The organism is Tsukamurella sp. USMM236, from assembly GCF_037148755.1.
Classification (GTDB): domain Bacteria; phylum Actinomycetota; class Actinomycetes; order Mycobacteriales; family Mycobacteriaceae; genus Tsukamurella.
Genome location: NZ_JBBCSS010000008.1, coordinates 121,621 through 132,146 on the forward strand (window position 1 = coordinate 121,621; position 10,526 = coordinate 132,146).

The following is a 10,526-nucleotide window of genomic DNA, read 5'->3' on the forward strand; positions in this document are numbered from 1 at the left end:
GAGATCCCTTCCGCCCGTTCAGACGTGGTAGATGTCGACGACGTGGTGGATGTAGTCGTTCTTGAGCACCACGGTCTTCCGGCGGAACAGGGGCTGCTCCCCCGAGAAGTCGAGCGTCGCCATGGTGGTGCCGTAGTACGGGTCGATCGTGTCGTACCGGAAGTACATGGTGTGCCAATTGAATCGGACGTCCACCAGGTCGCCGCGGCGCTCGATCACCTCGACGTTGGTGATGTTGTGGCTGGTCCGCGGCTCCGGCAGCGAGGTCGCCGACGAGCGCTCGGTGCGGATCCGGAAGACGCGGTCCGTGAGGCCGCCCTTGTCCGGGTAGTAGACCAGCGAGATCTCGGTCTGCGGGTCCTCGGTGAGCCTGTCGTCGTCCGCCCAGGCGGGCATCCAGAACTCGCAGTCGTCCGCGTAGCAGTCCAGCCACTTCTCGAACTCGCGGTCGTCGAGGTGGCGCGCCTCGCGGTAGAGGAACTGCTCGATGACGTGCTGGTCGATGGCGCGCGAGCCGGTCGCGGCGGTCGTAGGGGCGCTCATCGGACGACCCCCTTCGCGGCGTCGGCCTGCAGGCCGGCCTGGAGGGCCTCCTGCCAGTACTTGTGTTGCACCGGATACAGGCCCTCGTCCTCGTTCTTGACGCCGGAGGAGACGACGCCGGTCATGCCGAGCGTCGTCGCGACCTCGTCCGGGCCGGTCAGCCAGTGCTCGGCGCCGCGGCTCATGTCGTTCCACTGCGCGGCGGTCGCGAGGAAGGTCTTCTGGCAGCTGCGGAACTCCTCGAGGTCGTCCGGCGTCGCCATGCCCGAGGCGTTGAAGAAGTCCTCGTACTGGCGGATCCGCCAGGAGCGGTTCTCCTTCGACTCCCCCTTCGGGGCGATGCAGTAGATGGTGACCTCCGTCTTGTCCACGCTGATCGGCCGGAAGTGCCGGATCTGCGTGGAGAACTGGTCCATCAGGTAGACGTTCGGATACAGGCACAGGTTGCGCGAGCCGCGGACCATGAAGTCGCCCTTGGCCTCACCGAACTGCTCCTTCAGCTCGTCGAGCCGGTCCCACAGCGGCCGGTCCTGCGGGTTCCCCGCCCAGGTCCACAGGCACAGGTGGCCGTTCGGGTACGACCAGTAACCTCCGCCGGACTTGCCCCACTGGCCCGCGTCCAGCGTCTTGGTGGTGTTGCCCGAGTCGCCCGTGTTGCGGCGGCTGGTGGTGGCCGCGTAGTTCCAGTGCGTGGCGGTCACGTGATAGCCGTCGGCGCCGTTCTCCGCCTGCACCTTCCAGTTGCCGTCGTAGGTGTACGTGGACGCGCCGCGGAGCACCTCGAGCCCCTCGGGCGACTGGTCCACCAGCATGTCGATGATGGCCGTGGTGTCGCCGAGGTGCTCCTCCAACGGGAGCACGTCCGGGTTCAGCGAGCCGAACAGGAAGCCGCGGTAGTTCCCGAACTTCGCGACCTTCGTCAGGTCGTGGCTGCCCTCCTTGTCGAACTGGGCCGGGTACCCGGCGCCGTCGGGATCCTTGACCTTGAGCAGCCGGCCGTCGTTGCGGAAGGTCCAGCCGTGGAACGGACAGGTCAGGGTCTTGCGGTTGTCGGTCTTCTTGCGGCACAGCATCGCGCCACGGTGCGCGCAGGCGTTGATGAGCAGGTTCAGCTCGCCGTCGGCGCCGCGGGTGATCACCACGGGCTGCCGGCCGATGTAGGTCGTGTAGTAGTCGCCGACCTCGGGGACCTGGCTCTCGTGCGCGAGGTAGACCCAGTTGCCCTCGAAGATGTACTTCATCTCCAGCTCGAAGGTCTCCTCGTCGGTGAAGATGTTGCGGTTCACCCGGTAGACGCCGTCCGCGGGACGCTCGTCGATCGCCCGGTCGAGCACGTCGGGAGACGGGGTGGGTGAAGGTTCGGTCACGGTCATGGGAGACCTCCGGTCGGCTGGGTGGCTGTGATCCCCATCACCGTGCCGCGCGACGTGCAGCCCGCGCGCCGGGCATATCGCTAGCAACCCACCAGGGTGCTTTTACTGCCATCCAGGCACTAATCACATCGGAATAAGTCCTGGTCTTTCCCAATCGATGCTCCTACCGTGAGATGCGCATCACATCGACCACCGAGGAGGACGCCATGGAGCTGCGACACCTGCGCCAGTTCCTGGCCGTCGCGCAGACCGAGCACTTCGGCCGCGCCGCGGACGGGCTGCACATCGCGGGCCCCGCGCTGTCGCGCACCATCCGGCAGCTCGAGACCTCCCTCGGCACCCCGCTCTTCGAGCGCACCACCCGCCAGGTGGAGCTCACGGAGGCCGGCCGGGTCTTCGCCGGGGAGGTCCGCCGGATCCTCGCCGAGCTCGACGGTGCCGTCGGCCGCGCCCGGCTGATCGGGCAGGGCGCGAGCGGCGTTCTCCGCGTCGGCGTCACGGGCTCCGCCTCGTACGGCGTGCTCCCCCGCGTGGTCCGCCGGGTGAAGTCGGTCCTCCCGGACGTCGAGCTCACCATCGACACCGAGATGCTGACGCCGGTGCAGGCCGCCGCCCTCATCGACGGCCGCCTGGACCTGGCGCTGCTGCGCACCCCCGTCGCCGTCGAGGGCATCGCGCACCGCGTGCTCTTCGCGGAGCCGCTGATCCTCGCCCTGCCGCAGGGGCACCGGTTCGACGGGGACCCCGACGTCACCGTCGCCGACCTCCAGGACGAGACCTTCGTGACCTACCCGGCCGACACCGGCTCCGTCGTCGACGGCGCCGTGGTCCGGACCTGCGCCGCGGCGGGCTTCACGCCGCGCCGCGCCCACCAGGTGCCGCAGACCTCCACGCTGCTCGCGCTCGTGGCGGCGGGCCTCGGCATCGCCCTGGTCCCCCGCACCGCCAGTTCCATCCAGCTCCCCGGCGTGCACTTCGTCGACCTGCCCGACACCGAGAGCGTCGAGCTCGCCCTCGCGTGGCGCGCCGCCGACGACTCACCCCTCCTCGCCCGCGTCCTCGAGGCGCTGGGCGGGACCGACCTCACCGACGAACGGGAGACGGCCGCATGACCGACCTGCGCATCACCGCCATCGAGGCGATCCCGTACCGGATCCCCTACGTCAAGGCGCTGAAGTTCGCCTCCGGCGAGGTGACCCACGCCGACCACGTGCTGGTGCGGGTGCACACGGCGGGCGGCCTGGTCGGCCACGCCGACGCGCCGCCGCGGCCCTTCACCTACGGCGAGACGCAGGCCGGGATCGTCGCCGTGATCGACGGGATCTTCGCCCCGCAGCTCGTCGGGCTCGACGCCGACCGGCGCGCCGTCCTGCACGCCCGGATGCACCGCACCGTCGGCAATCCCGCGGCGAAGGCCGCCGTCGACATGGCGGTGTGGGACGTCCTCGCGCAGGCCTGGGGCACCTCGGTCAGCCGCGCCCTCGGCGGCCACACCGACCGCATGCGGGTGTGCCACATGCTCGGCTTCGACGCGCCCGCCGCCATGGCCCAGGAGGCCTCCGCCGTCCGGGACCGCTACGGCATCACCACGTTCAAGGTGAAGGTGGGGCGCCGCCCCGTCGACCTCGACGTCGACGTGGTGCGCGCGCTGCGGAACACCCTCGGCGACAAGGCCGAGCTGTACATCGACGGCAACCGCGGCTGGACGGCCTCGGAATCGCTGCGCGCCCTGGACATGCTCGCCGACGCCGGCCTCACCCTGGCCGAGGAGCTGTGCCCCGCGGACGACGTGCTCGGCCGGCGGCGGCTGGTGGCGAACTGCCGCATCCCGTTCGTCGGCGACGAATCCGTCACCACCCCGGCGGAGGTCACCCGCGAGCTGCTCGGCGGCGGCGCCACCGCCGTCTCCATCAAGACCGCCCGCACGGGATTCACCGGCTCGCAGGAGATCCTGAACCTCGCCACCGGCCTCGGCGTGGAGGTCGTGATGGGCAATCAGATCGACGGCCAGCTCGGCACCGCCTGCACCGTCGCCTTCGGCGCCGCCCACGCCGCCACCAGCGCCCGCGCCGGCGAGCTCTCCAACTTCCTGGACATGGCCGACGACCTGCTGACCGAGCCGCTCCGCATCGTCGACGGCGAACTGGCCGTTCCCTCCGGTCCCGGGCTCGGCGTCACCGTCGACCCCGACAAGCTCGCGCACTACCGCCTCGACGGATAGCCCCGTCCCCCTGAAGCCTCAGCCAGAACATCAGCCCACCCCGAGGAGAAGACCATGACCACCACCGAATCCGACGCCAAGGCCGCCGATTCCGGAGCCGGCGCCACCGCCGCCTTCCTCAAGAAGCAGGGCGCCGGCGCGGACACCCCGCCCGAGCGCGTCTCCCAGCTCGCCACCGAGGTCATCACCGCCGTGCACGACGTGGTCCGGCGCCATCAGGTGACCTACGCCGAGTACGACGCCGTGAAGTCCTGGCTCATCAACGTCGGCCAGGACGGCGAATGGCCCCTGTTCCTGGACGTCTGGATCGAGCACGTCGTCGAGGAGGTCGCCAACGCGCACCACCAGGGCAACAAGGGCACCATCGAGGGCCCGTACTACGTGCCCGACTCCCCCGTGATCGGCGCCCGCGGCGCACTCCCCATGCGCGAGAACGAGTCGGGGACCCCGCTCGTCTTCTCGGGCCAGGTCCGCGACCTCGACGGGAACGCCCTGCCCGGCGCGAAGATCGAGATCTGGCACGCCGACGCCGACGGCTTCTACTCGCAGTACGCCCCCGGCCTGCCCGAGTGGAACCTGCGCGGCAGGTTCGTCGCCGACGACGAGGGCCGGTTCGAGATCACGACGATCCGCCCCGCGCCGTACCAGATCCCCACCGACGGCTCGTGCGGCAAGCTCATCGCGGCCGCCGACTGGCACGCCTGGCGGCCCGCCCACCTGCACCTCAAGGTGTCCGCGCCCGGCAAGGACCTGCTCACCGCGCAGCTCTACTTCCCCGGCGACGCGCACAACGACGACGACATCGCCTCCGCCGTGAAGCCGGAGCTGGTGCTCGACCCGCAGCCCGCCGCCGATGGCAACGGCGAGACCGTGGTCTACGACTTCGTGCTCGATCCGGAGACCCGCTGATGGCGCTGTTCGCGGTGCGCATGGACGTCGCCATCCCCGACGACGTGGACCCGGCGGTCCGGGCCGAGACCATCGCCACCGAGAAGGCCTACAGCCAGGAGCTGCAACGCGGCGGCGAGTGGGTCCACATCTGGCGCATCGTGGGTCAGTACTCCAACATCTCGGTCTTCGACGTCGCCGACAACGAGCGGCTGCACGAGATCCTCTGGGGCCTGCCGCTGTTCAAGTGGATGACGGTGGAGGTCACGCCGCTGGCCGGCCACCCGTCGGACATCGCGCTCGATGGCTGAGCGGGTCCTGCAGACCCGGCACGGCCCCGTCGGGGCCACCGTGGCGGGCGAAGCTCCGACGGTGCTGCTGCTGCACGGCTTCCTGTTCTCCCGCGCCATGTGGGCCCCGCAGCTGGCCGCGCTCGCGGACGCCGGTTTCCGGGGCGTCGCGGCCGATCTGCTCGGCTTCGGCGACACCGCCCCCGCGCCGCCGAGCGGCGAGATCCCGCTGCACCACCACGCCGAGGCCGCGCTCGATGTGCTCGACGCGCTCGGGGCCGAGGGATTCACGGCGGTCGGCTACTCGATGGGCGGCCAGGTGGCGCTCGAGCTCGTGGACCTCGCCGGCCCACGGCTCGAACGCCTCCTGCTCAGCGACACCTTCGCCGGGCTCGACGCCCCCGAGGTCCGGGCCGCACGGTACGCCCTCGCGGACCGGCTCGAGGCCGAGGGCACCGTCCGGTACGGGGAGGAGTTCCTGCCCGCCGTGCTCGGGCCGACGACCGTCGCGACGCGGGCGGAGGTGTGCGAGCTGGCCCGCGCGATGATCGCCGCGGCGCCCCCGGCCAGTGCGGCGGCGGCCCTGCGCGGCCGGGCCGGACGGCGCGACCTCACCGCGGTCGCGGGCGGGTTCGGCGGCACGGCTCGGGTCGTGGTGGGCGCGGAGGACGTCTTCGACGCCGGCGTCCTGGGCGCGGGCCTGGCCGCGGCGCTCGGCACCGCCGACCTGCACGTGCTCCCGGGCGCCGGGCACAGCCCGTCACTGGAGACGCCCGAGCTCTTCGACCCGCTGCTCCTGGACCTCCTCCGGGCCGCACGGTAGCGCGTCAGGCGCCGTAGACCCGGGACCCGACCCGGACGACGGGGCGGCCGCGCGCCACCGCCCAGCGCCGCGCGCCGCTGCGCACCGACTCGACGGCCACCCAGGCGCGCTCGGTCTCCGTGCCGTGGGCGCGCAGGTGATCGACGTACGCGCGGGCGTCGTGGGCGGAGCAGTCCGCCTTCGGGTGCGCCGCCGCGTAGCCGACGAAGCCGCCCGGCCAGCCCGGCAGGGTCTTCAGCGCCGGGAGGGCCCGGGCCGCCGAACCCGCGCGCTTCACCGCGAGGACCCGGGCGGTCAGGGCCGCGCCGCCGGCGTCGAAGCCGGACGGCACCCGGCCGGCGAGCAGATCGGTGAGCACCGCCGCCTGACGGTGCCGCAGCCGGTCCCGCGCCTCAGGAGGAACCACAGCTGCTCGAACTGCTCGACGAGCTGGAGCCGCAGCTACTGGACCCGCAGCTGCTCGCGCTGCAGTTGGAGCCGGAATCGTGGCCCGAGTGGTGCGAGCCGCCGTCGGAGCCGCCGAAGAACCAGGCCGAGCCGCCGCCGTCGCCCGACGAGCCGCCGCGCCGGCGGGACCGCCCGCCGCGCCGCCCGCCGCTCTGGCCTCCCGCGGCGGAGACGCACACCGCGATCACCGCGAAGATCACGAAGAGAACCACCACTGCTTCCATCTCGCACCTCCCGATCGTCGTTCAGTCGATCCCGAGAACCTCTCGTAGGCACAGCATCTCGTGCCGAACGGCGGATTCGATCACGGACTCGTCACGTTCCAGCAACACTCCGGGCAACGTGCCCCCACCTGCGGAAACGCCCCCAAGAGAACGCTGTGAATCGCGCCAGACCGCAAGCAGATCCAGAACTTCCGGACATATCGGGTCGGCGTGGGTGTCGAGGTAGAGCCCCTTGTCGAAGCGTCCGCCCGCGATGTGCACGTAGGCGACGGCCTCCAGCGGGTATCGCCGCAGCTCCGCGGCGGCGTCCGCCCCGCGGGCCGTGCACGAGGCGTAGACGTTCGCCAGGTCGAGGACCAGGCGCACCCCGGTCCGGTCGACCAGCTCCCGCAGGTACGCGGGCTCGTCGTAGTGGTCCTCGGGCCACGCGAACAGGGCGGCGATGTTCTCCAGCGCGAGCGGCACGGGCAGCGCCGCCTGCGCGGCGCGCACGTTCTCCACGAGCACGTCGAGCGCCTCGGCGGTGCGCGGGGCCGGCATCAGGTGGCCGGCCTCCAGGACGTCGTCGTGGGGCCCGGGCGCGTCCTCTGCGGGATCGTCGTCCAGCCCGACGGTGCCCGCCCGCACGAAGGCGACGTGCTCGCTGACGAGCGGCGCGTCCAGCGCCACCGCGAGGTCGGCGAGCCGACGCAGCCGGGCGGGATCGGGGAGGTCGGCGCCCGCGATGCCGAGCGTGACCCCGTGCGGCACCACCGTGACGCCGAGGCCCGCCAGTTCCGTCAGCTCGGCGGGGAGGGCGGCCGGGTCGACGTTCTCGGCGACGATCTCGGTGAAGGCGACGGAGCCCGAGCGCGCACCGTCGAGCAGCATCCCGGCGAGTTCCGGCCGCCACGCGGCCGAGACGCCGGAGATCCCCATCAGGCCAGGCGCTGGGCGGCGGCGGCGATCCGCTCGTCCGTCGCGGTCATCGCGATCCGCACGTGCTGCGCGCCCTGCGGGCCGTAGAACTCGCCCGGCGCGGCGAGGATGCCGCGCTCGGCCAGCCAGTTGACGGTGTCGCGGCAGGGCTCGCCGCGCGTCGACCACAGGTACAGCCCGGCCTCGGAGTGGTCCACCGTGAAGCCCGCGCCGCGGACCGCCTGCAGCAGCACCGCGCGGCGGGCGGCGTAGCGGGCGCGCTGCTCGGCCTCGTGCTCGTCCACCGAGAGGGCGTAGGTCATGGCGGCCTGCACCGGGAAGGGAACGATGGCGCCGGCGTGCTTGCGCACCGCGGCCAGCTCGGCGATGAGCGCGGGATCGCCCGCGAGGAAGCCCGCGCGATAGGACGCGAGGTTCGAGGTCTTCGACAGCGAGTGGATCGCGATCAGACCGGTGGTGTCGCCGTCGCAGACGCGCGGATCGAGCACCGAGACGGGCTCGGCCTCCCAGGCCAGGCCCAGGTAGCACTCGTCGGACGCCACGATCGCGCCGCGCTCGCGGGCCCACTGCACCACCTTGCGCAGGTGGTCGACGCCGAGCACCTTGCCCGTCGGGTTCGACGGGGAGTTCACGAAGACCAGCGCCGGCCGTTCCGGGCCGAGCTGGGCGGTACCGTCGGCCCGCACCGGCCGGGCCCCGGCGAGCAGCGCGCCCACCTCGTAGGTGGGGTACGCGACCTCGGGGATCACGACGACGTCATCGCTTCCGAGCCCGAGTTGCGACGGCAGCTGCGCGATCGCCTCCTTGGTCCCGATCACGGGCAGGATCGCGTTCTCCGGCAGCGCGACGGTGCCGTACCGGCGGCTCAGCGCCTCCGCGGCGGCCTCGCGCAGCGCGAGGGTGCCGATCGTGGCCGGGTAGCCGGGGAACGCGGAGCCCTCGTAGAGGGCGCGGCGGATCGGCTCGGCGACCGGGTCGACGGGGGTGCCGACGGAGAGGTCGACGATGCCGCCGACGTGCGCCGCGGCCTTCGCCTTCGCGCCCGCCAGGGTGTCCCACGGGAAGTCCGGCAGGCCGGACGCCACGGGCACGCGCGGCACGATCAGTGCTCGGTGTCGGTGTTCATGGGCGGGAGCGCCTTGATGAAGGGGTGGTCGTAGTCGATCTTCCCCTGCTTGGCGGCGCCGCCGGGCGAACCGATCTCGTCGAAGAAATCGATGTTCGCGCTCACGTACTCGGCCCACTCGTCCGGCACGTCGTCCTCGTAGAAGATGGCCTCGACGGGGCACACGGGCTCGCAGGCGCCGCAGTCCACGCACTCATCGGGCTGGATGTACAGCATCCGGTTGCCCTCGTAGATACAGTCGACGGGGCACTCCTCGATACATGCCTTGTCGAGCACATCCACACAGGGCTCTGCGATGGTGTACGTCACCTGTCATCTCCTTCGCACCGACTGCTTCCACCCGACAGTATTCCGCGCCGCTGGAACGTGTCACAAAGAAGTGTCGCCTAACCTGCCGGTGTGTGATTTCATTCACCAGTGCACGTAATCGTCGGTGTGTTCGGACTCGTCGTCTTCCTCCTCCTCGCGTACCTGCCCACGCGGAACGTCGCCCTGCTCAAGAAGAAGGCGCCGTACATCCTGGGCATGCTCGCGATCCAGTTCGTGCTGGGCCTGATCATGCTCAAGACCCCAGTGGGGCAGAACGTCATCGACTGGCTGTCGCGGGGCTTCAAGAACCTGCTGGGATTCGCCCATGAGGGCACGGCGTTCGTATTCGGCGGCCTCGTCGACTACAGCAAGGATCCCGGCGGCCCGGGCCCGTTCTTCATGAACGTGCTGCTGCCGATCATCGTCATCTCGTCCCTGATCGGCATCCTGCAGTTCCTCAAGCTGCTGCCGCTGATCATCAAGTACCTCGGGCTGGCGCTGTCGAAGGTCACGGGCATGCCGAAGCTGGAGTCCTTCAACGCGGTGAGCTCGGCGATCATCGGCCAGTCCGAGAACTTCATCGCGATCAAGAAGATCCTGCCGACGCTGCCGCCGAACCGCCTCTACACGCTCTCGGCGTCCGCGATGTCGACCGTGTCGATGTCGATCGTCGGCTCGTACATGACGATGATCGAGCCCCGGTACGTGGTCGCGGCCATCGTGCTCAACCTGTTCGGCGCGTTCATCGTGGTCTCGCTGATCAACCCGTACGAGGTCGCGCCCGAGGACGACGTCTTCGCCGCGCCCGAGCAGAAGAAGCAGTCGTTCTTCGAGATGCTCGGCGAGTACATCATGGACGGCGCGAAGGTGGCGCTCACCGTCGCCGCGATGCTGATCGGCTTCGTCGCCCTGCTCGCGCTCGTCAACGGTCTCTTCGCCTGGGTCTTCGGTGGCACCACGTTCCAGGACGTCCTCGGCTACGTGTTCGCGCCGCTGGCGTGGCTCACGGGCGTGCCGTGGTCCGAGAGCGTGCAGGCGGGCGAGATCATGGCGACCAAGCTGGTGAGCAACGAGTTCGTCGCCATGATGTCGTTCACCGAGATGAACCCGTCCGGCAACGGCCCCGTCGTGATGAGCGAGCGCGCCACCGCGATCGTGCAGACCTTCCTGGTCTCCTTCGCGAACTTCAGCTCCATCGGCATCATCGCCGGCGCCGCGAAGTCCCTGGCACCGGAGCAGGGCGACCAGATCGCCAAGTTCGGCCTCAAACTGCTCTACGGCGCCACGCTGGTCTCGTTCATCTCCGCAACGGTCGTCGGGCTCATCTCCTGACACCAGTCCGATGCTTCAGGATGTCGAGTTCT

At 70.7% G+C, this 10,526-nt stretch carries 13 protein-coding genes; 6 read left to right on the top strand and 7 right to left on the bottom strand.

The window, feature by feature from the left end:
- Positions 1-18 precede the first annotated feature (18 nt).
- Both benB and benA read right to left on the bottom strand, forming a co-directional pair.
- Positions 19-543, bottom strand: a complete 525-nt coding sequence (gene benB / locus WFK95_RS21625; protein ID WP_336671923.1) for a benzoate 1,2-dioxygenase small subunit — start codon at positions 541-543, stop codon at positions 19-21.
- On the bottom strand, positions 540-1,916 hold the full coding sequence (benA, locus tag WFK95_RS21630; RefSeq protein ID WP_336671924.1) for a benzoate 1,2-dioxygenase large subunit: 1,377 nt from the start codon (positions 1,914-1,916) through the stop codon (positions 540-542). Before benA ends, benB begins: the two co-directional genes overlap by 4 nt.
- Positions 1,917-2,089: 173 nt before the next feature.
- On the opposite strand from benA, the gene WFK95_RS21635 reads away from it, so the two are divergent.
- From WFK95_RS21635 to WFK95_RS21655, 5 genes are read left to right on the top strand one after another with little or no spacing between them, the layout of a single operon-like run.
- On the top strand, positions 2,090-3,028 hold the full coding sequence (locus WFK95_RS21635) for a LysR substrate-binding domain-containing protein (protein ID WP_336671925.1): 939 nt from the start codon (positions 2,090-2,092) through the stop codon (positions 3,026-3,028).
- 5 nt (positions 3,029-3,033) lie between these two features.
- Entirely contained in the window at positions 3,034-4,137 is a 1,104-nt protein-coding gene (locus WFK95_RS21640) for a mandelate racemase/muconate lactonizing enzyme family protein (RefSeq protein WP_336672013.1), read from the top strand.
- A 54-nt stretch (positions 4,138-4,191) separates the two neighbouring features.
- A complete protein-coding gene (gene catA / locus WFK95_RS21645) occupies positions 4,192-5,046 on the top strand; it encodes a catechol 1,2-dioxygenase (RefSeq protein WP_336671926.1) in 855 nt (284 codons plus the stop codon).
- Positions 5,046-5,336, top strand: a complete 291-nt coding sequence (gene catC, locus WFK95_RS21650) for a muconolactone Delta-isomerase (RefSeq protein WP_336671927.1) — start codon at positions 5,046-5,048, stop codon at positions 5,334-5,336. Before catA ends, catC begins: the two co-directional genes overlap by 1 nt.
- Complete coding sequence (locus WFK95_RS21655) at positions 5,329-6,138, top strand: alpha/beta fold hydrolase (RefSeq protein ID WP_336671928.1); 810 nt, start codon at positions 5,329-5,331, stop codon at positions 6,136-6,138. Before catC ends, WFK95_RS21655 begins: the two co-directional genes overlap by 8 nt.
- 4 nt (positions 6,139-6,142) lie before the next feature.
- Here WFK95_RS21655 and WFK95_RS21660 read toward each other — a convergent pair whose 3' ends face one another.
- Genes WFK95_RS21660 through fdxA form a run of 5 tightly spaced genes read right to left on the bottom strand, consistent with a single transcriptional unit; the run spans position 6,143 to position 9,162 of the window.
- Positions 6,143-6,544: a hypothetical protein gene (locus WFK95_RS21660; protein WP_336671929.1), complete on the bottom strand. Its 402-nt coding sequence runs from the start codon at positions 6,542-6,544 to the stop codon at positions 6,143-6,145.
- The gene (locus WFK95_RS21665) at positions 6,531-6,809 is read right to left on the bottom strand and encodes a hypothetical protein (RefSeq protein WP_336671930.1); all 279 of its coding nucleotides are present in this window, start codon (positions 6,807-6,809) and stop codon (positions 6,531-6,533) included. The genes WFK95_RS21660 and WFK95_RS21665 overlap by 14 nt, the downstream gene beginning before the upstream one ends.
- Positions 6,810-6,830: 21 nt before the next feature.
- Positions 6,831-7,727 carry a multinuclear nonheme iron-dependent oxidase gene (locus WFK95_RS21670; RefSeq protein WP_336671931.1) on the bottom strand — a complete coding sequence of 299 codons (897 nt, stop codon included), beginning with the start codon at positions 7,725-7,727 and terminating at the stop codon, positions 6,831-6,833.
- Positions 7,727-8,812: a succinyldiaminopimelate transaminase gene (gene dapC / locus WFK95_RS21675; protein ID WP_336672014.1), complete on the bottom strand. Its 1,086-nt coding sequence runs from the start codon at positions 8,810-8,812 to the stop codon at positions 7,727-7,729. Before dapC ends, WFK95_RS21670 begins: the two co-directional genes overlap by 1 nt.
- A 17-nt stretch (positions 8,813-8,829) precedes the next feature.
- Entirely contained in the window at positions 8,830-9,162 is a 333-nt protein-coding gene (gene fdxA / locus WFK95_RS21680; RefSeq protein WP_224646084.1) for a ferredoxin, read from the bottom strand.
- A gap of 126 nt (positions 9,163-9,288) precedes the next feature.
- Here fdxA and WFK95_RS21685 point away from each other — a divergent pair, with 126 nt between their 5' ends.
- Positions 9,289-10,494, top strand: coding sequence for a NupC/NupG family nucleoside CNT transporter (locus WFK95_RS21685; RefSeq protein WP_443081584.1), 1,206 nt, complete (start codon positions 9,289-9,291; stop codon positions 10,492-10,494).
- The last annotated feature ends 32 nt before the right edge of the window (positions 10,495-10,526 follow it).

Excerpts from the sequence above, each read along its gene's own strand:
- benB (WP_336671923.1), bottom strand. The coding sequence starts at position 543 with ATGAGCGCCCCTACGACCGCCGCGACCGGCTCGCGCGCCATCGACCAG.
- benA (WP_336671924.1), bottom strand. The coding sequence starts at position 1,916 with ATGACCGTGACCGAACCTTCACCCACCCCGTCTCCCGACGTGCTCGAC.
- WFK95_RS21635 (WP_336671925.1), top strand. The coding sequence starts at position 2,090 with ATGCGCATCACATCGACCACCGAGGAGGACGCCATGGAGCTGCGACAC.
- catA (WP_336671926.1), top strand. The coding sequence starts at position 4,192 with ATGACCACCACCGAATCCGACGCCAAGGCCGCCGATTCCGGAGCCGGC.
- catC (WP_336671927.1), top strand. The coding sequence starts at position 5,046 with ATGGCGCTGTTCGCGGTGCGCATGGACGTCGCCATCCCCGACGACGTG.
- WFK95_RS21655 (WP_336671928.1), top strand. The coding sequence starts at position 5,329 with ATGGCTGAGCGGGTCCTGCAGACCCGGCACGGCCCCGTCGGGGCCACC.
- WFK95_RS21665 (WP_336671930.1), bottom strand. The coding sequence starts at position 6,809 with ATGGAAGCAGTGGTGGTTCTCTTCGTGATCTTCGCGGTGATCGCGGTG.
- WFK95_RS21670 (WP_336671931.1), bottom strand. The coding sequence starts at position 7,727 with ATGGGGATCTCCGGCGTCTCGGCCGCGTGGCGGCCGGAACTCGCCGGG.